17 protein-coding genes and 1 tRNA gene are annotated in these 24,930 nt (G+C 40.5%); 4 read left to right on the forward strand and 14 right to left on the reverse strand.

Annotation, left to right across the window (positions count from 1 at the left end; genetic code table 11):
- Positions 1 to 292: 292 nt before the first annotated feature.
- The 4 genes from AQPE_RS00555 to AQPE_RS00570 all read left to right on the forward strand — a co-directional run bounded on the left by AQPE_RS00555 (position 293) and on the right by AQPE_RS00570 (position 3,410).
- Positions 293 to 547 (forward strand): hypothetical protein, encoded by a 255-nt coding sequence (locus AQPE_RS00555; protein WP_318349092.1) that lies wholly within the window; start codon positions 293 to 295, stop codon positions 545 to 547.
- A 173-nt stretch (positions 548 to 720) separates the two neighbouring features.
- A complete protein-coding gene (locus AQPE_RS00560) occupies positions 721 to 2,016 on the forward strand; it encodes a glycosyltransferase family 4 protein (RefSeq protein WP_318349093.1) in 1,296 nt (431 codons plus the stop codon).
- Position 2,017: 1 nt separating this feature from the next.
- Positions 2,018 to 3,301, forward strand: coding sequence for a polysaccharide deacetylase family protein (locus AQPE_RS00565; protein WP_318349094.1), 1,284 nt, complete (start codon positions 2,018 to 2,020; stop codon positions 3,299 to 3,301).
- Positions 3,302 to 3,336: 35 nt separating this feature from the next.
- Positions 3,337 to 3,410: transfer RNA gene (locus AQPE_RS00570), tRNA-Pro, on the forward strand.
- Between the two features lie 298 nt (positions 3,411 to 3,708).
- Here AQPE_RS00570 and AQPE_RS00575 read toward each other — a convergent pair.
- The 14 genes from AQPE_RS00575 to AQPE_RS00640 form a co-directional block, all read right to left on the reverse strand.
- On the reverse strand, positions 3,709 to 3,876 hold the full coding sequence (locus AQPE_RS00575) for a hypothetical protein (RefSeq protein WP_318349095.1): 168 nt from the start codon (positions 3,874 to 3,876) through the stop codon (positions 3,709 to 3,711).
- 178 nt (positions 3,877 to 4,054) lie between these two features.
- Positions 4,055 to 5,557, reverse strand: coding sequence for a PIN domain-containing protein (locus AQPE_RS00580; protein ID WP_318349096.1), 1,503 nt, complete (start codon positions 5,555 to 5,557; stop codon positions 4,055 to 4,057).
- Positions 5,557 to 6,402: an HNH endonuclease gene (locus AQPE_RS00585; RefSeq protein WP_318349097.1), complete on the reverse strand. Its 846-nt coding sequence runs from the start codon at positions 6,400 to 6,402 to the stop codon at positions 5,557 to 5,559. Before AQPE_RS00585 ends, AQPE_RS00580 begins: the two co-directional genes overlap by 1 nt.
- Complete coding sequence (locus AQPE_RS00590) at positions 6,369 to 7,457, reverse strand: hypothetical protein (protein WP_318349098.1); 1,089 nt, start codon at positions 7,455 to 7,457, stop codon at positions 6,369 to 6,371. The genes AQPE_RS00585 and AQPE_RS00590 overlap by 34 nt, the downstream gene beginning before the upstream one ends.
- A 21-nt stretch (positions 7,458 to 7,478) precedes the next feature.
- Entirely contained in the window at positions 7,479 to 8,030 is a 552-nt protein-coding gene (locus AQPE_RS00595; protein WP_318349099.1) for an ATP-binding protein, read from the reverse strand.
- Positions 8,031 to 8,186: 156 nt separating this feature from the next.
- Entirely contained in the window at positions 8,187 to 8,876 is a 690-nt protein-coding gene (locus AQPE_RS00600) for a hypothetical protein (RefSeq protein ID WP_318349100.1), read from the reverse strand.
- Between the two features lie 576 nt (positions 8,877 to 9,452).
- Complete coding sequence (locus tag AQPE_RS00605) at positions 9,453 to 11,903, reverse strand: glycoside hydrolase family 95 protein (protein ID WP_318349101.1); 2,451 nt, start codon at positions 11,901 to 11,903, stop codon at positions 9,453 to 9,455.
- A 36-nt stretch (positions 11,904 to 11,939) separates the two neighbouring features.
- On the reverse strand, positions 11,940 to 13,289 hold the full coding sequence (locus AQPE_RS00610; protein WP_318349102.1) for a family 43 glycosylhydrolase: 1,350 nt from the start codon (positions 13,287 to 13,289) through the stop codon (positions 11,940 to 11,942).
- A gap of 106 nt (positions 13,290 to 13,395) precedes the next feature.
- Positions 13,396 to 15,975, reverse strand: a complete 2,580-nt coding sequence (locus AQPE_RS00615) for a glycoside hydrolase family 9 protein (RefSeq protein WP_318349103.1) — start codon at positions 15,973 to 15,975, stop codon at positions 13,396 to 13,398.
- Between the two features lie 21 nt (positions 15,976 to 15,996).
- Entirely contained in the window at positions 15,997 to 17,565 is a 1,569-nt protein-coding gene (locus AQPE_RS00620; protein ID WP_318349104.1) for a glycoside hydrolase family 43 protein, read from the reverse strand.
- 42 nt (positions 17,566 to 17,607) lie between these two features.
- Positions 17,608 to 19,998, reverse strand: coding sequence for a glycoside hydrolase family 127 protein (locus AQPE_RS00625; RefSeq protein ID WP_318349105.1), 2,391 nt, complete (start codon positions 19,996 to 19,998; stop codon positions 17,608 to 17,610).
- Positions 19,999 to 20,025: 27 nt separating this feature from the next.
- Complete coding sequence (locus tag AQPE_RS00630) at positions 20,026 to 22,110, reverse strand: alpha-L-fucosidase (protein WP_318349106.1); 2,085 nt, start codon at positions 22,108 to 22,110, stop codon at positions 20,026 to 20,028.
- A 55-nt stretch (positions 22,111 to 22,165) separates the two neighbouring features.
- Positions 22,166 to 23,125 carry a glycoside hydrolase family 43 protein gene (locus AQPE_RS00635; RefSeq protein WP_318349107.1) on the reverse strand — a complete coding sequence of 320 codons (960 nt, stop codon included), beginning with the start codon at positions 23,123 to 23,125 and terminating at the stop codon, positions 22,166 to 22,168.
- A 36-nt stretch (positions 23,126 to 23,161) separates the two neighbouring features.
- A complete protein-coding gene (locus tag AQPE_RS00640) occupies positions 23,162 to 24,904 on the reverse strand; it encodes a glycoside hydrolase family 43 protein (RefSeq protein WP_318349108.1) in 1,743 nt (580 codons plus the stop codon).
- Between the last annotated feature and the right edge of the window lie 26 nt (positions 24,905 to 24,930).

Raw genomic sequence — 24,930 nt, forward strand, 5'->3', positions numbered from 1 at the left:
AGAAAGCAAGAACAACAGCTACACAATCAATAATTATTATACCCTCATAGAAAAAACCAAATATACTTTATCCTTGAAAAAACCGTTCTTTCTATGAAGTCAGATAGGAATAAACTGTGGCATAATGCAAACAAACTGAACAGGATCTCAAAGACCGGCAAAACCTATAACATATTAATTATTAATAGTATATTAACAATTTTTAATTAAAATCAGGGATTGATTTTAACATTTAAAAGGTAACTTTAATCAATTTCGCAGGGTATAAAGAATTGATGTAATACTAAAAAACATGAAAGCAAGAAATCGAATAGCAGACATTAGAAGACAATCAAGGATTGCTCCTTCTAGCGAAAATTTGTGGTTTTTTAGTGATAATAACTCTGATGACCAATCCACTGTTGCAAAAAGGAAATCATTTAGAAATGATCGTTCAAGCATCCTGAATAATGATTACAACCGTTATTCCCTTGACAATTCAGGAAGAGACAATAAAACGAAAGAATGTCCTTTTATTGTCGATTGGCAAATGTCAGATGTATTCTAATTTCAGAACCACTTCCATTCTCTCAAAAACCTAACAATCAACCCTATTTCGTTTCAATCCTGATTAATATTTCGTGGCCAATAGAAAAGAAATATTAATCGGTGCAATTGATTTCATGACGAAAAAAGTCTTGGGGAAGAATGAATTTTAGTACACATTAAAATATAAAAGTAATGAATGTACTCATGTTCGGTTGGGAATTTCCTCCAAACATATCAGGCGGGTTAGGTACTGCTTGCTATGGTATCGTCAAAGGACTGTCCGAATGTCATGATGTACATGTAACTTTTGTAATTCCAAAATCTCAGGGTAACGAACTTTTGGCTGATAAACTTCAACTGATCAGTGCCGACAAGGTTAATATTGGCAATGAATCCATACCAAACATTATCTGGAAGAACATCAGTTTTCATCACGTACAATCAAAGCTTGTGCCCTATCTCACTCCTGAAATTTTTTCACAAACTCATGAATTAGTTTACAAAGACGAGTTAATCGAAAATAAATCAAAGGGGGTCAGAATAAAATTTTCAGGTAAATATGGTCCAAATCTATTTGATGAGATAAATAATTATGCACTAGTTGCAAAAACGATTGCTCTCGAAAACCAATTTGAACTGATACATGCCCACGATTGGCTTACATTTCCGGCGGCTGTTGCAGCTAAAAAAATCTCAGGAAAACCACTTATCGTTCATGTGCATTCAACTGATTATGATCGAAGTGGAGGAGCAATTAATCCGGATATTTTTGCCATCGAGAAACAGGGAATGGAAGAAGCTGACAAAATAATTGTAGTTAGCAACCGAATAAGAGACAGGTTAACAGAGCAATACAACATTCCGGATAACAAAATAATCACTATTTACAATGGCATTGAACCTCAAACAGATGAACATGACCAAGCATTGCATCAACCTCGCAAGAATAAAATAGTAACATTTTTAGGACGCATTACAATTCAAAAAGGTCCCGAATACTTTGTTGATGTTGCACGAATGATCATTCATAGAATGAAGAATGTACATTTTGTGATGGCAGGAAATGGCGAAATGAGGAATAATATTATTGAATTAAGTGCAAAATATGGCATTAGCAATCGGTTACATTTCACTGGTTTTCTGAATGGACCTGAAGTTACAGAAATGCTCCGGCGAAGCGACCTGTTTATTATGCCGTCGGTATCCGAACCCTTTGGTATTGTGCCTCTTGAAGCGATGCAAGCCAATGTTCCTGTTATCATTTCGCTGCAATCAGGAGTTTCTGAAGTAATTCGAAATGTAATAAAAACCGATTTTTGGGATGTTCATGCCATGGCTGATGCAATTCATGGAATTCTTAAATACAAAAAATTATCGGCAACGCTTATTGCTGAAGGGAAACAGGAAGTCAGCAAACTCAGTTGGAACAATCCAACCAGTCAAATCAAACAAGTTTACCTGAATGAACTTTTAAAAACAGCCTCCTGAAATGAAAAATATTTGCCTGTATTTTCAAATTCACCACCCATTCTTTTTCCAGACTTTTCGTTTTTTTGATGTTGGAGAATCAAAGACTTACTACGATACATGGCGCATTGAAAAGGAAATTCAGGATGCTGCGACAAATTATTACATACCGACAAATACCTATTTACTTAAACTTATACATAAACATAACGGAAAACTGAGACTTTCGTTTAACATCTCGGGCACAGCTTTCGATCAGTTTCTGATTTATTGCCCTGAATTATTCACCAGCTTCAGGCAGCTTGCCGATACTGGTCTGGTTGAGTTTACAGGCTCAACCGATTCACATTCGATTGTCACGCTGTCGGAACAAAAGGATGAGTGCATCCAAAATATTAAACGAAGTCGGGAACGAACTGAATATTATTTCGGACAAAAACCAAAGCTCTTTGTAAATACTGACCTACTGTTTAATAATCGGATCGCCGGAATTGCTTCTGAAGCCGGATATTCTTCTATTTTGACGAACGGAACAAAAAAAATGCTGCAATGGAGAAGCCCAAACTACCTGTATTCCGCCGAAAATCAGAAACAAACATCAATATTTTTCCGGAACGAAATCTTTAGCGATAAATTATCATCCATCCTTCACAATCCAGATAAAACAGAAGCCCTAAAACAAATGAAAGAGCTTCTGGCAGCGCTAAACGACATCCAGATCGATGAACCAGTTATAAACCTATACCTCAAATATAAAGCTCTGGGCGGAACAAACAGATTCGCAAAACAACGATTGTTTCAGGCATTTGTATCTACGATCATTAAAAAACAAATCTGCAATTTCAATTTGCCATCCAATGTAATGGAACAATATGGAGCAATCTCAGAATTCGGAACAGATGAACCCATTTGTTGGACTGAGGGCTTCCATTCTGATTATTATCCGGGAAATCAACTGCAAAAAGATGCCATAAGCCAACTGTATAAACTAAGCAAAAAGGTAGAGAACACGTACGATAACGACCTGAAAACTGACTGGAAAAACCTTCAGACTTCAGATCATTTTCACCTGATGGATGAAAATCATCCTGATTACAAATCGAATTATTCATCGCAAAATACATATAAATCGAAGTATGAGGCTTTTATCAATTACATGAATATTCTTGAAGATTTTAGGCTAAGATTAAAAGCAAATAAAGACAAGCAAAAGGCCTTACCGATTCATCACAAACCCATACCACCATTAGAAAAACACAAACAATCCGTGACTTTTGGAGGAAAAATCGATCATTCTTTTGCATAAGAAAAGAAGATGGCTATTTTTGCAACCAGAAAGTTCGGGGTGTAGCGCAGCCTGGTAGCGTATCCGTCTGGGGGGCGGGGGGTCGCAAGTTCAAATCTTGTCACCCCGACAAATAGAAATTTATCATCAACGTGTTACAAATATTTTGTACCGTTTTTGTTCCAGAAATGATTTTAAGGAGGTTGGATTTAGTTCCGACCTCCTTTTTTTATCAAAATTCAGACATTCTCATTAGCCGATTATAACCCATCGTACTGATGCACAGTTTACTCTTAGCTGCTACAAGTCACCCGATCAGTAATAATCCACGAAAGGCGTGAGTTCTCCGATGAACTTCCAACAGAGAAACCATTCCAACCGAATTTAACAGAACTGATGTTTGACATATGTGCTTTCTGTCGAATACGTTAAAGGTAGACATACGACTGGGGCGGAACTACATTAAAATCATCTTTGATTGATAGCGGTATTCCGTACTTTTTTGTATTCTTAATTTTTATGGCGTGAGCTATTTCTCGGTTCGCAAAATATTCATAAAAGAAATCTTCTGATATGCCCGAATATTTCTTTGTCATTTCCCAAATTGTTTGGGGATTATAGCTGAAAATGTCGTCAATTTCAAATTCTCCGATAACTTGTTGAACGGGTGAAGAAGCATAAACGACGACTGTTCTTACGTTCGGTTTTTTGAATATAACTTTACGAAACTCAAACTTTTTTGTACCATCAAATATTTTGAAAGCAAACTCTGGCTTAATCGATAATAAAACTCTCATCACTTTTTGTTGCTTTTAAAATGCTGTTAAACTGTTCCTTTGTAATTTGTTTAAAACCTCTAGGTGCATCATTTACCCCAGATAAAACTTGCAAGTCAATTAACTCTTTCATATTGACTCTATGCGGGAACGAATATATATACAAAAACCTAACAACAAAAGGTTTTATTTGCGAAAAACGCCACATGGCACGAAGTTGATCCTCAGGAAAGACACTGCTTTTCCTACAATGTAATACAAAATCATCTTCATCTTTAAAATTATATTTTATTTCTTGAGCGACGCCGATAGTCGAAACAACACTTTTATAATAACCCCCAGTTCGATAAAAAATTAGAATGTCGCCGATTTTTGGGTGCGGTGTTAATGCCCTTGAAACATAAACTTTATTGATGCCGTTTCTGTGTGGAAAATCTTCAATAAATTCTTCAGGCGATTCCGTATTTAAAATTGAATCGGGTAACAATTCAGTATGGTAATCGGGATAAATAGGAACTATGAAGCTGTCGTTATTCCTTGATATAAAAGGATAACATCGCTTTAAATGATCAATAACTGTCTTTTTTCTAAAATCCCTAACGTATACTAATTCGTCTTTTTTCTTACCCCATAAAACGAATCCCCATTGTTCGAGTAAATCAATTAATCTTAGTTGCTCATCTCTTTTGTCAAATATTGTCACATATATTTCGTCAACCTTATTTTTGAGAGCATTATCGAAAATGATCTTCATAAATCGCTCACCTAATCGAAACCCATTATTTATTACTTTAAAAGTTCCAATTTTTAGTCTTTTTTGGGGAGAAAAGGATGGCGTTATGTCTGAGTAGCTTTCGTCCTTTCCTTCAACCTTCAAATACAAAAAAGATAAAAGTAATCCGTTGTTGGTATTCACTGTTATATAGGCTTCTTCATCGAACTTTTTAATAAACCACCTTTCAAAACCAGGATAATCTTCTTTTAAACTCGAAAAGAAATCATCCTCGAGGTTTATTCTTCCAAATTTTAATTTCTGAACATTAAGGACTTTGTAATTTACCAAGTCAGGGTGTTCAGCAAACGTTTTCTCAAGGAATGAATCAATAGTAAATACCTTATCCTCGATGCCTAATTCAGCAGCTTTTCTATGTATTTTTTTATCTTCCGTAATTAAGATATCGACTCGACCAACAAAGACTTCATTTAAGAGTTGTGTATCATTTTTGTCATTTTCATTTACATCGATTTTCCGAGAGACAGCTAAAACTTCGGCTTGTAAAGGAGTTGGTATGTCTATACGTTCGTAACTATCTAACTTTATCTGAAGCGTATCAACCGCTTGCTTATCTCTATATTTTTCAATTTCGGCTATGGTCAATGAATGCACACACTTAATGTAATTTACTCGATCTAACCAGCGAAATAAAATGCCAACGTCTTGATTTATTACCTTTGACGCCTCTCTGTGAATGATGATATTAGTGTCTAATAAGGCTTTCATTATTTTGAGTGTTTTTCTGTAATCATACGTTCGGAATACCTTCTAATAGGAGATGTATTGTTGTTCTTTTGTAGCCAATCCACGTAGTAGTCTGTTTCAGGATGTGCTAAATTAATAGCAAATTCAATTCCCATAATCACGAGGATGAAATACATAACATTATCCTCGGTATAAAGAATATCCATTTCGTGCAGAATTTCATACGGTTCTGGATGATGAATAGGGTCCGTAAATCTTGTTTCTTCGCTATAAATTCTTCTTTGATGATATTTCCAAAAGCTTCCTTTACCGAATCTAGCGTAATTTCTTAATGGGTCTAATTCAGGCTTTGTTGCTATTTCTTCAATCCAAGATATATCATTTGTAAATTTATAGGTTAGAAATTCCAGTGCGATTTTTCCTAAGAATCGAGATATATCGTAATCATTTTCTTCCGGTTGATTAATAATAGGCATAATGAGTTTATTGATTTTACCTTCTGTAATAAGGTCTATAACATGACGATCTTTTGAGTCAAATATGATTCCTTTTTCATCAAGCCAAACATCAACCCAGCCTCCTTCCTTATGCGGAAATAGTGTTTTATCAGGAACAAGCCTTCCTTTTTTTGTTTCAATGAAATTTCTATATCTTACATTTTTAAAATAAGGTTTTTCCAGAACCATTTTTTCAATCTTCGTTGCGAAATAATTGTTGCAACAATCACAAACAATCCCTTTTTGTAATACATGAGATTTGTTTCCTAAACTTTCAGGAATTATGTGTTCTACTGATTTGGAACTTGAACTATCATTCTTGCAGAAGATGCATCTCATTTTTTGAGTCCGATTTTGGTTGTTATCCATGACCTACCTGCATTTATTTTATAAGTAATTACAGGCAAAATAAAATAAATGAGAGTGGCAAATGCAATACTTAGCGCAATGAAGATTTCGAGGGGTAATACAGACCAAACCTTTAAAAGCGAGATTTCAGGATCAAAGGTTTTTCTGTAAGCTGGAATAAATAATAATATACCACAAACAATATTTATAAGTATCGCTAAAGCAAATTGGCCAGGACCGATTCTTTCTTTTGAATATATAGAAAAGAAGGAAAATGACTCTGCGACTTCTTTTTTCTCAAATTCTACAACTTCTTTTTTATTAAATACAACGATAAGTTCATCTTCTTTTACCCGCTTATCCCCCAGATATTTATTAAAAGAATTGTATTCTAATGTTCTCACACTTTTAAGTGAAGCATTATCAAAAAATATGATGTCAAATTTATTTGGAATGATATTAAAAGAAAAGCAGTACCTTATTTTACAAAATTCGACGTCGTTAAAATAACCTATTTTGTCGTCAGGAATATTTCTTCGCTCGTTGATTTTAATGTCGTAAATTATCGTGGACTTGCTTACTCCCTTTTTTCGCATGGAGATAAAGGGAACAGTGGGTTTAATCCAAAATCTAAAATAGATATTGGGCTTTGAGTCTTGATTATATTCTCTATACGCTTTAAGGTTTAAAGTAGCAGAAACAATTTTATCTTCTTCGATCTTTATCACGGCAGGTAATACGCACAGTTCATTCCTCCCACTAAACGTGTGAATAATGCCTGATTTACTAGTATTTGCCTTTAAATATTTGGTTGCACTTATAGAATCGTTAAAAATAAACCGACTATTTTCAGCAATACTCAATCTATCATACAAGTCCTTAACTTCACACGAAGTATCCAGCCATGGTATAAAAATGAAAATAGTTCGGTTATCTTCCGATATCGAATTTCTGGAAACTTCTATGCCAAATTCAACCAAAGAACTATTGTTATTAAACTCCCAAGAGCAAATATGAAAACGCTCTATCTGAGTATTTTTTCCTTTTTCTGTATATACGAAGAATGAATTTTCCATTATTTGACTTCGTTATAAAAATTACGAATGTTTATCATTTTTTTTACTTATCTGAAAGCGAAGTGAAGAGAGTATATCTGAATAATCATCTTGATTTCCTATGCTTAATACTATTCCTAAAGCTTTTGATAAGTACTTGGCATAATCTAATTCACTTTCTTGCATTTGAGCTAAAAGCTCTTGGTCATACTGACGATTGTCTCTTTTTTCAAGTCTATTCTTTATTTCTATGATATCTCCTAGTATGATGTTTAAGGAAAATGGATTAATTAATTTAAATGTGCCAAGTGGAATATTTACTATCTCGTTTTCATTATTAAATAGGCAGTAATGTCCATCAAGTAAATAAGATTTGTCCTTTTGAATTCGATTCTCCAAACCGACGATTAAACGATCTTGAGTTAATGAAATATCCCACACTTTTTTATTTTGATTATCCTCGTTAATGTCGTTCCATTTAATTAGTTCGCTTGCCGATAAGTATTCTAGTTTTACTTCGTCGCAAATTTGTCGGCAAATAGTGCTTTTACCAACTCCGTGAATTCCTCCTATAAATGCGATGTTGTTTAGCATTTAGTATCTGTCTTTTAGCATTATGCCGAACTTCTAAATGTTACCAAAGATATACCACATTTTTAATAATTATTGATAACAAGGATTTTGATTTATCAAAAAAACCTTGCCAGCCTTTCTTCCAGCAAGGTTTTCCACTCATCCAATAACATTCATTTATGGTTGTGGCGTTTCGTCGGTTTTTGTTTTCCGCGAAGCAGCATCAACCAACATCCGTGCATTCTGGTATGCCTTATAAAAGTTGGGTTCTTTGTTTTCCCATGGTTTAACCAACACATCGATGGTATCGTTCAGCAATAAATCGATCTGGGCAACGGCATCTTCGAGATTCTGGGTCGATAATTTGCTTTTGCTTTGTTGCGTGCGTTTTTGTGGCAACGAACTGTTGAAATTGTCGGCCAGAACTTTAAGTTGAGCCACATCGTCAGCAGTTGCAAAAGGTTCCATTTGTGTGGCATAGGGCAAGGCATCGTTATACACCGTGTAAGCGTATGTAAAAAGTTGCATATCGCGCATCCGTTTAACTTCCGAGTCGGCTGCCTGATACTTGACCTTCAGTAGCTTCAATTGAGGGTCGTCTGAAGAAGTTCCGAGGGCCGCCAGTGCCGAACGGATTGAGATAGTGCCTGAAGTTAGCAAGTTCCGGGCTTCTTTCTTCCCGGTAGTAAGTTCCTTCCCATTGTTTAATTGATCCTGATTGTGCTGCTCAGTCTCCCCGATCAGATCATCCAACATCCCATGTGCAACAGTCAATCCAGGAGTTCGATTAACAAGCTCTGCATAACCGTTTAATATTCCGGAAACGGCTCTGCTCATCTTAATTTTACTTTCTTGGATTTTTTGCATGATTTCTGGTTTTTAAAATTAAAGGAATGCTATTGTCAAATAATATTACAAATAATAATTCATATAACCAAATAAATTATCCTCAATTACTTAGACACAACTGATATAGATATTTATTATTTTTTAGGAAAGAAATTCCGCCTGATTTTGGAGAGATAAATTTATTTGTTGTGAATGCAAAGCATAATCCTTAATCTTTAATCTCCAACAGTAAGATTCCATTGAAGTATATTGAAATAGCATTGCGCGTAAAAAAACAGCATTGTAGAGCATTGAAGCTTCATTGCGGAAGCACGAACTGCCATTTTAACAGACTGATATTTTAATGCAGAATAATAGATAACATTGCAAAACACACATACTCCTTTGCAATAACACGAACTGCCATTGCAGCATAATGAACTTTTATTTTAGAAAATAATACCAAGTGCAAATCAGAATGAATCCAATCTTAGTCTGGTATAATGCCGATGAATAAACCAGACAAATGGTAAATCGAAATTTCATCAACAAAAAATGCCCGAATCCAATAGATCCGGGCATTTTAATTATTTTTAAAGAATGTACGTTAAAAGCCTATTGTTTGCGTACTTCAATTACATCCCCCTTTTTAGTCATAACATCGTATTCGTAAACCTTCTTCAAGTCGGCAGCAGCCCGAACCGTTGAGTGGTTTAAAGGAGGAAGTATTTCGGTAACCGGATAGAACGAGTTGGGGTTTTCTCCCATGGCAATTGTCAAACCCTTACCTTTCAGCGGTGAATAAGAGCGAATGCGGCAATTTCCACCCAAAGCAGATTTGATGGTCGCCTTTATGATTTCGCCATTCTCCCATTGCATATTCACCTCAAAACCACCTCTGGCTTTTAGTCCGCTTACGCTTCCATCTTTCCACACCGAAGGTAGTGCAGGCAACAACTGTATAGCTCCGTCCTGACTTTGAAGCAACATTTCTGCAATTCCTGAAGTACATCCAAAATTACCGTCGATCTGGAAAGGCGGATGTGCATCGAAAAGGTTTGGATAAGTTCCACCAGCTCCTCTTCCACCTCCCATTATGGGTTTCAACTGCTCGGTTATCAGTTTGTAGGCATAGTCGCCATCGAGCAAACGCGCCCAAAAATTTACTTTCCAGCCCATCGACCATCCGGTTGAAGCATCGCCACGGGCTATCAAAGTAGTTTTTGCAGCATTAAATAATTCCGGATTGCGGTAAGGTGAAATCTGATTTGATGGAAAAAGTCCGTATAAATGCGATACATGCCGGTGCTTATCGTCCGGATTGTCCAAATCTTCCATCCATTCCTGCAATTGCCCCCACTTCCCAATTTGCATGGGGGGCATCCTTTTTAAAGTCTCGCTTAAAGTCATCGACAATTCCTGATCGGTATTCAGAATTCGGGCAGCTTCCATCGTCTTCGTAAAAATATCAAAAACCAATTGGTTGTCCATGGTCACTCCGGCGGCCAATGTCGATGGACGACCCTGCGGGTTATTTTCCGGAGAAGTAGAAGGGCAAACCACCAACCAATGATTGACAGGCTCTTCAACTAAAAAATCGAGAAAAAACATAGCCGCTTCTTTGATCGCCGGATAAACCGATTTCAGGTATTCCTTATCGCCATTGTAGGCATATTTATCGAACAGGTGTTGCGAAAGCCACGCGCCGCCCATGGGCCACATGCCCCAGGTGGCGCCATCAATTGGCCCATTAATGCGCCAGATATCGGTATTGTGGTGCAACACCCAACCTCTTGCCCCATACATATCCTGAGCCGTTTGCTTACCGGTTTCCGAAAGTTCACGAATCATCCGAACCAGAGGTTCGTTCATTTCTGTCATATTTGTAATTTCCGATGGCCAGTAATTCATTTCGGTATTGATGTTTACCGTGTATTTACTATCCCACGCCGGAGCCAACTGGTCGTTCCATATTCCCTGAAGGTTGGCAGGTTGTCCGCCTGGCCTTGAGGCTGAAATCAGCAAATAACGGCCAAACTGAAAGTAAAGGCTTACAAACTGTGGATCGTTTCCTTTTGCAAAGTCCGCCAGACGAACATTGGTAGGATTTTTTACTGCGTCGGGTACTCCCAAATCGAGTTTTACCCGATTAAAATAGTTCTGAAAATCGGTAACATGATCCTTTAAAATCTGGTCGTAACTCTTTTCCAGCGCCTTCTGAAGATAGCTGGTTGCACGTTCTTCTTCGTTGGCGCTTAAATCGTGGTAGTTTACGAAGTTGGTAGCAATTGAAATCAATAGGGTAACTTCATCGGCCTGGACGACATTCAGAGAACCTTCAGAAGCAGATATTTTACCGCCTTTAGCTTCAACTTTTACTTTGGCCTGAAATTTCACACTGCCCGGCATCTTCTCAAATTCGCTGGTTATTCCCGACATGATGAGTTCACCATTCTCATTGGCGGTAACAGTTACCTCCGAAGGTTTGGGCCTGTCCATGGTAGCCGAAAATGATATTGAACCGGTTTTGTCAGCTTTAAGTTGTACAACAATGACCTGATCGGGAAAAGATGAAAATACGCTGGTTTCGTATTTCACGCCATTGGCTTCGTAACGCGATGATGCAGTTGCTTTTTCCAGATTGAGCTCGCGGTAATAATTCGTAAAATTCTCATGTCCGGGGAAAGTCAACTTCAGGTTACCCACCGTTTGGTAGGGCATCCCGTGTGACTTTTTTGTAATTATACTCTTATTCACCAGATCCTGCGCTTCCTTGTATTTGCCATCGAAAATCAGCTTCCTGACTTCAGGCAATGCTTCCTTTGCATCCGGATTATCGTTACGATTCGGACCACCAGCCCACAAGGTGTTTTCATTTAACTGAATGACTTCATTGACCGGATCACCAAAAACCATAGCACCAAGGCGGCCATTTCCTACAGGAAGCGCTTCAACCCATTGTTTGGCAGGTTGATCGTACCAAAGTTTTAAGATGGAGTTGTCCTGCGCACCCGCATCAAAAACCAATGCCAGGCACAGTATCCAATAAGCAATTATCTTTTTCATTTCTTTGCGTTTTAAAATTCAAAGTTCAACAGCCAGTTATTCAAACTTAACCCAGTCAACCTCTACCCTATTTTCATCTTTCAAAACAACAACAAGGTTATGAATTCCAGCTTGAAATTTGGATACTTTTGCCTCAACCGGGTTCCAACCTGAACTTTTTGGAATTTTAACTTCAGCAATTACCGACCCGTCAACTTTATCCAGACGCACCTGAAGGATTCCTCCATTTACAGACTTTGCCTTTACCTCAACCGTTTTCAGCTTTTCTTTGCCAAAATCAACAGTATTGTATTTTACCCAGGCGCCTTTGCTGTCGAGTATTGTTTTCCAGCCATTAAAGGTGTTCGCTGAATCCACGAAAGCGATGGATGAACCGGTTTCGCTTTTACTGCTGTATCGGTCAATCTCAATTTTGTTAGTGGCTAAACTTACTCCTACTCCACGCAAAGTCGGCGTTACTTTCCGGATTGTGCCATCCGCATTGAAGGATAAACTATCGACTCTTATCGACCTATTTTTATCGAACTTTGGAGAATAGTCGTTGTGATGATAAAACAAATACCATTGTCCTTTATACTCCACAAACGATTGATGGTTGGTCCAGCAGTTAACAGGCGATTCGTCCATCACTACTCCTGCCATTTTGAAAGGTCCCATCGGGTTATCGCCAATGGCATATTCGAGCCGTTCTATTTTATTTTCAACATGCGGAATCGTCAGGTAATAAATGTTGTTTCGCTCAAACAAAAACGGACCTTCTTTCAATCCTTTCTGCGGAAGGTTAGCTATAATCTGCGGCTCCGATGCCAACTCGGTCATGTTATCTTTCAATTTGGCCACAACGATATTTCCCATTGCCCAGTAGATATAAGCCTGTCCGTCTTTGTCGATAAACACATTCGGATCGATGCCATTCACCCCCTTAATTGGCTCGGGAAGCGGAATGTATGGACCTTCAGGCTGATCGGCAACAGCGACACCAACCCCAAAACCTTTACGGCCATTGGCATCGGCAACCTTTTTGTTTGCCGGGAAATAGAAATAGTACTTGCCGTTTCTTTCAACACAATCTGGCGCCCACATGCTGTACGAGGTTGAATCGACCCAGGCCACTTTATTCTGGCTGACAATCATTCCATGATCGATCCAGTCGGTCAGGTTTTCAGACGAAAACACATGGTAATCCGCCATGCAGAACCAGTCTTTTCTCAAACCTTTTCCTTCAGGTGCGAGAATATCGTGCGATGGAAAAACATACACTTTGCCATTGAATACCCGCGCCGTTGGATCGGCCGAGAACTGGTCGCGGACAATTGGATTTTGTGCTGAAAGACTATTTGTGCCCATTACAGCCAGACTAAATATGAGTGATTTAAAGTATTTCATGTGTCTATAATTTGATTTTTAATTGCCACATGGAACTCCCAAATAATCATTCTCCTGCGTGAGAATGGTTTTCTAATGGTCGTTTCATGATATTATCTCTAAAGTATTATTTCGTTTCTTTCACCAGATCTTCAACAGCATTTGCCAAGAAAACATACCAGGCACCACCGTCGATAATGCATTCGTTTTCGCCCCAGAAGAATGGCCAGTCATCTTTATTTTCGAGGAAGTCCGGGTTCAGCAATATTAATCCGGGAACAACACCACCGGCAATAACTGTAAAATCGGCCCGGTTATTTCCATAGGCCATTTTCTTAGAACGGGTTCCTACTGAACTAACAAAAGACAAATTGGAATACGGATGGCAACCCAACACATAATTCAGTCCCTTATAAACATACTCGGCATCAATTATTTCAGGGAATGCTTTGTGCACAAAGTAATTGGTGATCGACCAGTTTATCGCCTGCGAACTTCCGCCCCAGCCACTGGTTATTATCGGCACTCCATAAGGATTACCCTTCACACTATTATCAATTATTTCTTTGTATTTCAGCACGTAGCCTTTCAGCTTGGCTTTATATGCAGCATCCATGTATGGGATTGCAGTAAGCGCCTGATTAAATCCGCTCCTGCCACCAAAAGCTGCGAAAAAACCAGAATTCCGTCCAGTTCCTCCAGTCATCCGGTCAAGCGCTGGCCAGATTTGATCCAGAAACCGGTCGGCATACTTCTTATCTTTTGTGGTAATGTATAACTGAAGAACCGTATTTACATCGGCGCCTTTCCCCATCATTTTCATGAACGGATCTTCGTTTTCTTTGGGATGTTTTGTCGCTTCATCGGCTTCTTCAAACAGTCTTCTGGCACATACTAAACTTCTGTCGGCAAGATCGTTGTTGTAACCTCTTAGCGCACGACTAGCTTCGGCCAACGAGGCGGCAGTCTGATAATCTAAAAATGAACTTCGGTTGGTGAATGCCCAGCGATCGTCCATGGTTCCGCTGGATAAACCGTCTGATTCATACGGTTTCAGATTTGGATTGTATGGAAGATTATCGGTTTCGTTGATGGCATCGCCAAGGTGATGATATTGGTGAAGATTAGGAACAATGATTCCACGAACCGGGTGACCTATATTTTCACACTGAGCCACCAGATTCAAAGTACCGTGCTCAATTTGCTGCAATAGATCCGGTTTTCCGTCAGGACGGTGAATATCGACATAGCGGGTCTTCTGGTCGATGTAGGTTTCATCCCGATCAACTTTGAAATTTTCCCAGGTATCAACAAAACTCGAAATCACACTGTTGTGCGAACCCGTTTGAATGTCGAAATCACCGGCATCGAACCAGCCGCCAACGGCCATATTGGGAATCCGTTCCAACGATTTGTATTTGGTATCTGTGGTTGGTCCCTGAACATAGCCATCAAAATGCTGGTGATTGACCGGGGCCTGAAGGCAATCGTCTTTATAAGGAGCGCCATGCCAAATCCGGTAAGCCTCGTTCACCTCCATGTGATCCATTTGCACCGGAAACCATACATCCATTGTTGGATACCATATTTTGTCATAAACATTTGGACCGATAACGAAAGTATTTGTTTTTTGATTGCCATACTGTATGTAATAAACGCCTGATTCTTTTACCGAACTGAAATCGAATCTGGCGTAATTGTAGCGAAGATATTTTCCCCAGACTTTAACATCGCCCTTAAATTTCTCGATGAATTTGCCTTCGGCGTTAATCTGGAAAACTGATGCCTTTGTCAGTGGTGTATCATTCTTATCTAATTCAATAACAGCTACTTTATCCTGACTTGGTGTATAACCTACCTGTGAGAAACCAATCATGGGTTCCCGTTTCCAGTTGGTAATTGCATTGGGTTCGAGGTACCATGTCAATACTTTGCCGGTTTTATTGGCCGGAAGCAAACTACGAACTACAAACCATCCGTTCTGGGTTAAGTTGCGACCGTCGAAAAGCATCAAATCAGCATCTAAACTCTTAATGGTAACAAAGCGTTCAGGATCTTCAGGAGCCAATACGATTGCTTTACCAGTTGCTAATGGATATGGAACGATAAATTCACCTTTACCCCTGTCGTCAAAAGTGGTATGGCCATTAAACTGAGGAATCTTATTGCTGATCGGTTCAATTTGGGTTGAACTTGCAGGATATTTAGGAAAAATTGCGGGATTACCGTCAACGAGATAAGTCTTTTCAAAATAAGCCGAAGGTAAAAATTCAAGATTGAAACCGGCTTTTCCAACAAGTTCCTGCGGAATTGGCTTATCCAGAAAAACAGAAATTTCGACTCCGTTTCCTTTCGGTGTAACACTTATTTTTGAATTAAAATTATAGTCCTTATAGCCTAACTCCACACTTATCGTTTGCGTTGCCTTATCAACATTCCGGCTAACAACCTTGGGTATCAAGTCCCATTGTTCAGGAGTGTTTTGCAATCTGACTGCACCACCGGTGACGGTTCTAACTCCATGGTGAATCATTTCAATTCCGGCTGTTTTTTCGTCGTTAAACATACCGTTGTACTGGTTGCTATAAACCAGAACATTTACTCCGGTTTTTTCAAAATAGTCGAGCTCATTCAACCGAAGTTGCTGGGCATACAAGCTGTAGGAAGCTATGAAAAGGGCTAAAAAAAGGGTTAGTTGCTTTAACATGACTTTGTTATGTAGTTTATACTAGTTTTTTGTAATCTGATCGCTGATGTGGAAAAAGTCGAAATCGGCATACCCGCCGGGCGTTTTGGTCGAGTAATTGAATAACCCGAAACGATAGCCCATAAAATGTTCCATCAGGGTGTATTCCATTTTTAATTCTCCACCTATCACGTTCCATGTTTTACCATCGAGGCTGTAGTAAAATTTGGCGACATCAATTTTATCCCTGAAATCACAGTCAATCTTCAGATAAATTTTGTTTTGCGACAGCGGTATACTTTGCAATTCGGTAGGCTTGTCGGTTTTGTTACTGACCATGAAAACCTGTTTTTGCCCGTTGACAATTTTCACTCCTACTTGGCCAAATTTTCGCTGGAAGGCAGTCAAACCGGCAAAATCGCCATCTTTCATTCCTGAAGCATCAAGCATCGTAGTGCCTGAACAAACCGGACCAAAGGTGCGCTGTGTCAAAGTGTTTCTTGATTTTAAAAACAAGCTGTCGATTCGGCCCGTTTTCAGGCGCAAATAACCTTTTCGTTCGGTAACCGACCACAACGAATTATCCGGATTGTGATTCCACTGCCAAACCAATGGCAATGCCGGTTCGTTCTTCTTTCGGGTAAACTCATCGTTGTTCACAATTCCCGGAATTAAACCTTTGCTGGCAGGCAAATCAAGTGTTTCCGGAACTTTTCCATTGACTCCAATAATTGGCCAGCCGCCTTCCCATTTCATCGGAACAAGAAAAGGAATTCGGCCAACTGAACCATGGTCCTGAAATAAATAAGCGAACCAACGACCATCAGGTGTATCGATTATTCCACCCTGTGCCACTCCCTGATCCTGAAGCGCCACTCTCCCTTCCCATGGTCCGGTAATCTGATCGGCACGGTGAACCACCACGGTGCGCATTCCGCCACGCGGCCACGCAATGTTGAAGAGGTAATATTTCCCGTTTACCTTAAAAAGCTGCGAACCCTCACCAAGGCCAACATTCTGACCAAGAGGTGCATTGGCGTTTTCAATTAAAATCCGATCGGTTCCTTCCTTTATTCCTGAAAGATCATCTTTCAGCTCCACAATATGCAACTTACCCACACCGGATATCAGGTAAATCTTCCCATCGTCGTCGAACCACAAGCTAGCATCATGAATCCCCGGGCTAAATGAAGTGGTTTCCCAAGGGCCTTTTTCAATGTCTTTCGTTTTATAAATATAGGTTTTGTCGGTTGTTTGGGCATAGGTCGAAATGTAATACATCCCATTATGAAACCGGATACTGCTTGCCCACGAACCTCTGCCATAAGTACTTTTGCCGTTGACGAGATTCATCGCATCTACATCATCCAGAATCTGATAGGCATAACTTGCCATTTCCCAGTTTACAAGGTCTTTCGATTTCATTACCGGAACTCCGGGAGCCATGTGCATTGTTGTGCTGCTCATGTAATACGTATCGCCTACGCGAATCACAGAAATATCAGGAACATCGGCCCAAATAATTGGATTATGGGCCGAATTAACCTGTGCAAAAAGACTATTGCAGCATAAGATTAATCCTGCAATAAAACCAAAATAAGATGTATTCATTTTATGGATATTTACTTTTTTATTCTAAAAACTGAATGTGAATTAGCTATTCTTTCTTATTAATCTGATGTAATAAACCGCTCCTGCCGTGCTTTCTGGAAGCGCCTGAAATTTAACGCGGACATGGTTTTTTCCTGTTACCATAGCATCTGGTATGGGATAAACCACATCTTTAAACATCGACAAGTTCCATTTCCCGGTATTGTCTTCGTTTACCAGCTTTTCATCGTCAATAGATATGTCGAATTTGCGGGTTCCCCATTCAGCACCCCAATAGCGAACCATCAGGCTGAGATTGGTTTCCGACTTTGTTGCCAGATCGTAACTGAAATAGCCTCCATCGCGCGCCTCACGAAAAAACTCATTTAAATTGTTGCCTTTGTTCGATTTTTCCAGTAGCATGGCATGGTCAACTTCGGGTTGTTGCTCGCCAGGAGCTACCTGATCGACAGTGCGTTTTTCAAGGGCAAGTTTTTCATTTTCGATGTTTACCAATGAATCGGTGTATGCTTTGTAACCTGAATTTGACAAAGCCAGCCAATACATCATATACCTGGCATCGTGAATTTTACTAAAGGGTTCCAGCGTAAGTTCGGTGGGATTGGCCATTTTTACATTCAGGGTAAAGTTCAGAGGTTTGTCCTTCACAGGGATCAACTTATTCCCAATATTTTGAATATCGTCATCGATCAGGATTGGGGCTTTATCAACTGGTAAAAATTCTCCGCTTGAAGATTGTCCCCAACGGCCATCGTCTGCAATCAAGCCTTTTAAATCTTCAGTTCCGGTTTTGGCACCCAGCAAAATCGGCCCGTGCATAAAAGCGATGTATTCAGGAACATTCGGCAAATGTTCGATGGTATTGTGCATGGGAAAAGTTAGTTGAACCACATCCCCTTTCTTCCATTTCCGGTTGATGCAAACGTAAGATGAAGGAAGTTCGGAACAGTCAACATCCTTTCCGTTCACAACAATCTTCAAAGCGCCCTTGCCTACCCATGCCGGGTAACGAACCAACAATTTGAAACTTGCAGCTCCTTCCGTAATTGTAAGTTTTGTTTGTTCTTCGTATGGGAAACTAGTTTCCTGTCTGATCTTCACGCCGTTTTCTTTCCAGTTGAGTTCGGAAGCAATAAAAAGATTCAGGAACAAAGAATCTTTTGAATGCGTGTAAATGAATTGGTTGTATTTACCGTGGTTTTCCATACCACTGCCGACGCAACACCACATGGCTTCGTTTGGCGCTGAGTAAACCCGGTAATGACGCGGACGTGCCGGAGTGAAATAAACATATCCGCCGTGTTCGGGATGCTGAGTTGAAAGAATGTGATTGAATAGGGTACGTTCGTAATAATCGGCATATTTTGCCGCTGGGTGCGCCCGAAACAAATCTTCGGTTAATTTGAGCATATTATATGAATTGCATGATTCGGGGCCGTCGTTTACATTGACAAAATCGATGCACGACTCTTTGGCTGGAAAGTGTTCCCTTCGGCTATTGCCACCAAATGCCAACGAACGGTTGGTTGTTACCGTTTCCCAGAAAAAGCTACCCGCTTTATCGTATTTTGCATCATGACCAAGCTCTGCAATCCGCTCGAAACCTATAAATTTCGGAATCTGGGTATTGGCATGTTTGTTATCAAGCATATCAATTCCCTGCGACAACGGGTCGAGGAACATTTTGTGAGAATAACGTTTCGCGGCAGCCAAGTATTTTTCATCTCCTGAAATCTGGTAAGCATCGGCAAGCACTTCATTCATGCCACCATGTTCGTTAGCGAGCATATCTTCCATTTGCTTATCCGACAAGTCCTGAGTAATCGTGATTGCCCAATCGCAAAAATTCAGAAAAATTTGTTTGGCATCGGCATTTCCGGTATACAACCAGGCATCCCGAAGTCCGGCAAACATCTTGTGAATGTTGTAGTAGGGCGCCCAGTATTTCCAAATTACGCCCACTTCTCCCGATTTAATCTTTGGCCACAAACCGGCACTGTTCGGAATACCTCCGACATATCCCACACCCCAGTCGGGATATTTCTGTGCATTGGCTTCCTGGCAGGCTTTTAGTTCCGAAATCATATAATCCATGCGCCTTTTGCATTCGGCATTTCCGGTAGCCGCATAATTCATTGCCAACGCCGACAGGTAATGACCTCCTACATGTCCGTCGAGGCCTTCCCAGTTCGGATAACTTTTCGCCTTTTCGGGCAATCCGGCTTCTTTGCGGTAAGGCGCCAGTAAACGATCGACATCGTATTTCAAAAGAACTTCGATGTTCAGGTCGCGAGCATGTTTGAACGGTCCTTCAAGAAGTTTCACATCACTCAAAGGAAATTCGTTGGGATACAATTTATTTTGAGCTTCAGAATATAAACTTCCCTCAAAAACAAGGAAAGTAAATAGAATCAGATAAACTAGTTTATTCATTTTTCAGTAATCAATACAATTTAAAAATCAGTCGGTGATCAGATGAAATTCGGCATAACCAATGTTGTTGTTGTCCTCGGTATTTTTAAGAGCCCGAAACTTAATGAAACGGGCATTCACCCTATCAAATTTCTTAGTTTGCCAAAGTGGATTATTTTTGATGTTTGAGAATTCGCCTTCGCTGGTTTTTTTCCAATTTTTACCATCCATTGAAATATAAAATTCGTAGTTGGTAATTGTACTGGGTTGCCATGAATTCTGTTCGGGATAATATTTAAATTCACTCAGCGTTAGTTCTTTGCCAAGGTCGATTACCAGATCAACAGGAAGCTTTGTTTCGTTGCCGTGGCGCCAGGCTGTTGACAGGTTTCCATCCAGAATACGATAAGCTTTTTCATCCTGTATTCCAATAATTTTCCAGTCTTTCCGCGAAATATCAAATTGCTCCCCGGTTACCGCGCTGCTTTTCCCAGATGCAGGGTCGAAAGCGATAGCCTTTACTTCAACTTTTCCATCACCGGTTTGGACTGGGTTTATGTATTTTATCGAACTTGAGGTTGGTTCGCTGCCATCCAGTGTATAATAAATTTCCGATTCGGTATCGGCCGGGATGATAGTAACTTCACCTGCCTGATTCCGGATAATGGTTGGCGCAGTGAGAATTTGCGGGGCGTTATAAACTCCGATATTCGAAATCACCGGACAAGCTTTTGAGTCGGTAATACTGAAACGTATTTGTGTGGCTGTAACCGTTGGGAAGCGCAAAATACGTTTATAACCAATGGTTGTGGCTTTGGCAATTTCTTTCCAGTTTCCGTCAACCAACGCCTCAATCGAGAAAGCTTTAACACGTTGTCCCTGGCGAATGTATTCCTGAGCCATAAAACGATTGAAAGTGGTTGGTTTTCCGAAGTCGATAGTCAACGATGCTGTTTTCACCTCATCATCAGTCGCCCAAAAACTATCAGTTGTTTCGTCGATGGCTTTGGATGCCCCGAATTTTTGGCTATTTCCACGTGAATTGCTGGCCTCGGCTTTGGCATTTTTCGCCAGGTTATCGGCAAATGCTTCTTTCACAGCAGCGGCTAAATCAAGTGCGGCTTTTTCATCGTTCGGATGAATCAAACCGTTTGGCATAATCGGAAAATTAAGCAGAAAAGTCCCGTTTCGCCCTACCGAATTATAGTAGGTATCCATCAGTTGCGGCAGGGTTTTCACTTTCGAGTCTTCACCAGGATGGTAAAACCACTCAGGACGAATTGAAGTGTTTACTTCAGCCGGAACCCACGAATCGCCGTTTTCCACGCCATAGTGCAGCATATCAAAAGGCACGTCGCCGGTAGCATTTAACAAGCTCCAGTTGGTTTCGCCAACCCAGCCTCCTTCGGTTCCCACCCAGCGCAAATCGGCACGGTCGCCGCCATCGTTCCAGATTACGATATTGGGCTGCAATTTACGAACGAGTTTATAGGTATTTTTCCAGTCGTAGTAGGTTGTACGGTCGATTTTACGATTTTCGTTGGCACCGCCATACCAGCCGGTTCCGCCGTTAGCACCATCATACCACACTTCAAAAATATCGCCATAATTTGTCAGGAGTTCGGTAAGCTGGTTTCTGAAATAAGTGATGTATTCAGGCTTTCCGTAATCAGCACTGTTCCTGTCCCACGGTGACAAATAAATTCCCAGCTTCAATCCATATTCCTTACAGGCATCGGCCAGCTCGCGAATTACATCGCCTTTCCCGTTTTTCCATGGCGCATTTTTTACCGAATATTCGGTGTACTTCGAAGGCCACAAGCAAAAACCGCAGTGGTGTTTTGCAGTGACGATGATTCCCTTCATTCCGGCCTCTTTGCAAATGCGCGCCCATTGCCTGGCATCTAGTTCTGTTGGATTAAACAGGCCGACATCTTCATTTCCATACCCCCACGATTGGTCGGTATAGGTGTTCAATGAAAAATGGATAAAAGCATAATATTCCATTTCCTGCCAGCGCATCTGGTTTTCGGTGGGTACCGGACCAAATGGTGCCGGACCATCCACTTTTTTGCATCCGAATTCAAACAAAGAGAGTGTGAAAATAATTCCGATAAAAAGGCAACGTTTCATTGTGTCAGTTTTTAAGGTTTAGTCAATCATTTTAGTTTTTACTCGTCTGACAAACTTAAGGATGATTAACTGGTTTTACGCCTTCTTTGGTTTGAATGATTCTCTGAATTGTTCCGTCGGGATTGTAATACATGTAATCAACACAAATCGAACGCCGGTAACTTCCGCCTGTTGGAAGCGCTCCGTTGTGGTAGAAGAAGTACGACTTTCCTTTGTAATCGATAATTCCCGGGTGCGTGGTAAAGCTGTTGGGTACGTTTTCCTGAATGATTCCCTGGTATTCCCATGGACCTTCAAAACTTTTGGCTGTGCAGTATTCGATCATTTCAGGTTTGGTACCAACACTTGCATATACCAGGTAATAAATTCCATTCCGTTTGTAAATCCAGGGGCCTTCGATAAAATTTTTAATTTTCAGAAAGTTAATCGGGCCATCCAGCTCTGTCATGCTTTCTTTCAGTTTCACGTACCTGCAACTCAGGTTTCCCCAATACAGATAGGCCTGCCCATCATTGTCGATAAAAACAGTCGGATCAATGTCGTCCCAGCCATGTTTTACATCAGTAGTCATTTCATTCACAATTAGCGCTTTACCGATAGCATCTTTAAATGGGCCGGTGGGTCTGTCAGAAACCGCTACACCAATAGCTGCGCCGCCTTTGCTGTTTTCGTCGGCTTTGTGAAAGGTGGAAACAAACCAGTAAAATTTACCGTTGTGCTCAATACACTGTGCGGCATAAGCATCGCCTGTTGCCCACGAAAAAGTTTTGGGCGACAAACAAGTTCCGTAATGTTTCCAATTGACCATGTCGGTGGTAGAAAACACCTGCCAATCGGGCATTTTATAGTTGGTTGCCGAAACCGAAGCCGTATCGTGACCGGTGTACAGAAACAATGTATCGTGATAAACCAGAGGTGCCGGGTCGGCAGTAAAAATGTTTTTGATGATCGGGTTTTGCGCCTTAACCGAAGAGAAGACACAACAAAATAAAATTATTAAAGTGCTTATTTTCATGACATTAGTTTAGTCTTTATTATTTGCAATTTTCACTTATTCAGGGATTGTATTATTTGCCGCAGTTGCGTACAAGCCCAATAAGCAGCCTGTGAAACCACCAGCCACGTCGGTTGAAAGAATATCGCCAGAAACGGTTCCGCCCAGGGTTACAAAGTCGGTTCCGTTGGTGGAGTAGCTGAACTGGTAATCGTCGCCATTGGCAGCAAGCTGCAAACGAACTGGCTTACTGAGGTCGATTTTGGCACTGGCCACAACCTTCGATTCCACTTCGCGGCTTCTGAATTTTCCAGCAGTACGTTCAAGCAAAATATAGTAGTCGGCTCCTTTTTTGGTAATGCCAAAAACATAGTTAAAGCGTTCACTCTGCAAGGCCACGATTCCGGCCAGTTCTTTTTCCGATGCCGGTTTGTAATCGATGGTTGCCGAAAACGAGAACGTTTTGTGCATCTGCCTGTAAAACAGTGTCGAAGTAGGTTTCACCTCTTTGATGTTGGCTTCAAAAGGTTTGATTTTCAGCCCTTGTTTTGAAGTTGAAATAAAATCCTCGCGTGGTCCGCGAAGACCAATCCAGCGGTAATCGAGTTTTCCGGCACTGAAATCATCTTTGAACGTAAAGTTTCCGTTGGAGAAGAATCCATCCTGACCAGCCTTGTTTTCGGTCACTCCGGCAGGCATTTTCAGTTTGGGTTCCATCGGCACCAGCCCGTTTTCGAATACTGGAAACTCGCCAGACCAATCCACCGGCAAAATAAATGTTTCGCGACCGGTGTTTACCCGCTGTTTGTCGTTGGGTCGCACAGCCAGGAAAACGCCGTAATATTTTTTGTTGTCAGGGCCTAAAACCAAGTCGGCATGACCGGCCCAATCCACTTTATTGACGCGCTCTTTCGGGAAATGACGTTGTGTGAGAATCGGGTTGCTGGGTGCCGGAACATAAGGTCCTTTTGGATTATCACTTTTAAAAATCACTTCACTATGCCAGCCGCCGGTACCACCTTCGGCACACATCAGGTAATATTTTCCATCCTTTTTATAAATGTGCGGAGCCTCAATCCAAATCGGTTTTTTCGAAAGGTCAACACCACCATCCACAATAATCTTATCTGTTCCCGGAATGATTTTATCGGTAGTCACATCGTATTCCCAGATTTTAATAACCCGGTACCCATTGTACAATTCTTTCCCTTTGTCGGGCGCGTCGTTATGAATTATATAAGCCTTCCCATTGTCGTCGAAGAAAAGCGAAGGGTCGATGCCGTTAAAATCAAGCTTTATCGGGTCACTCCATCCTTTCAGCGGATCTTTGGTTTTCACCACAATGTTGCCGAAACCGCCCGAAAACTCGGTGGTAATCATGTAAAACGTGTCATTATTTTTGTTGTACAGAATCTGCGGGGCGTAAATTCCGGCGCTGATCCCGCAATCGTGCACTTCAAGTTGCGAAACACGGTCGAGCACATGGCCGATTTGTTTCCAGTTCACCAAATCTTTCGAATGAAAGATTGGAACTCCCGGGAACATGGCAAAAGTGGAGGTAACGAGGTAATAGTCATCACCTTTGCGGGTGATACTTGGGTCGGGATAACAGCCTTGCAAAATCGGGTTATAAAACTCACCGGGTTTCAGCGGGTTATCGGTATAAACCTTGTCGTTGCCCTCGTAAACAAAGTTGGTAAATACTGGCGAATTGGTTGACTGGCTGAATGCCGTCGCCGAAAACAAGCCTGTGAATAATACAGTAAAACCGACTATTTTGCTTTTAAAATTTGTCTTCATTAAAGTTCTAAGCTCATTATTAAAAT

Source organism: Aquipluma nitroreducens (genome assembly GCF_009689585.1).
Classification (GTDB): Bacteria; Bacteroidota; Bacteroidia; order Bacteroidales; family Prolixibacteraceae; genus Aquipluma; species Aquipluma nitroreducens.

Coding starts and splice junctions, on each gene's coding strand:
- AQPE_RS00620 (WP_318349104.1), bottom strand. CDS start 17,565: ATGAATACATCTTATTTTGGTTTTATTGCAGGATTAATCTTATGCTGC.
- AQPE_RS00635 (WP_318349107.1), bottom strand. CDS start 23,125: ATGAAAATAAGCACTTTAATAATTTTATTTTGTTGTGTCTTCTCTTCG.
- AQPE_RS00590 (WP_318349098.1), bottom strand. CDS start 7,457: ATGGAAAATTCATTCTTCGTATATACAGAAAAAGGAAAAAATACTCAG.
- AQPE_RS00560 (WP_318349093.1), top strand. CDS start 721: ATGAATGTACTCATGTTCGGTTGGGAATTTCCTCCAAACATATCAGGC.
- AQPE_RS00565 (WP_318349094.1), top strand. CDS start 2,018: ATGAAAAATATTTGCCTGTATTTTCAAATTCACCACCCATTCTTTTTC.
- AQPE_RS00615 (WP_318349103.1), bottom strand. CDS start 15,975: ATGTTAAAGCAACTAACCCTTTTTTTAGCCCTTTTCATAGCTTCCTAC.
- AQPE_RS00605 (WP_318349101.1), bottom strand. CDS start 11,903: ATGAAAAAGATAATTGCTTATTGGATACTGTGCCTGGCATTGGTTTTT.
- AQPE_RS00575 (WP_318349095.1), bottom strand. CDS start 3,876: ATGACAAAGAAATATTCGGGCATATCAGAAGATTTCTTTTATGAATAT.
- AQPE_RS00585 (WP_318349097.1), bottom strand. CDS start 6,402: ATGGATAACAACCAAAATCGGACTCAAAAAATGAGATGCATCTTCTGC.
- AQPE_RS00640 (WP_318349108.1), bottom strand. CDS start 24,904: ATGAAGACAAATTTTAAAAGCAAAATAGTCGGTTTTACTGTATTATTC.
- AQPE_RS00580 (WP_318349096.1), bottom strand. CDS start 5,557: ATGAAAGCCTTATTAGACACTAATATCATCATTCACAGAGAGGCGTCA.
- AQPE_RS00610 (WP_318349102.1), bottom strand. CDS start 13,289: ATGAAATACTTTAAATCACTCATATTTAGTCTGGCTGTAATGGGCACA.
- AQPE_RS00595 (WP_318349099.1), bottom strand. CDS start 8,030: ATGCTAAACAACATCGCATTTATAGGAGGAATTCACGGAGTTGGTAAA.
- AQPE_RS00630 (WP_318349106.1), bottom strand. CDS start 22,110: ATGAAACGTTGCCTTTTTATCGGAATTATTTTCACACTCTCTTTGTTT.
- AQPE_RS00625 (WP_318349105.1), bottom strand. CDS start 19,998: ATGAATAAACTAGTTTATCTGATTCTATTTACTTTCCTTGTTTTTGAG.
- AQPE_RS00555 (WP_318349092.1), top strand. CDS start 293: ATGAAAGCAAGAAATCGAATAGCAGACATTAGAAGACAATCAAGGATT.
- AQPE_RS00600 (WP_318349100.1), bottom strand. CDS start 8,876: ATGCAAAAAATCCAAGAAAGTAAAATTAAGATGAGCAGAGCCGTTTCC.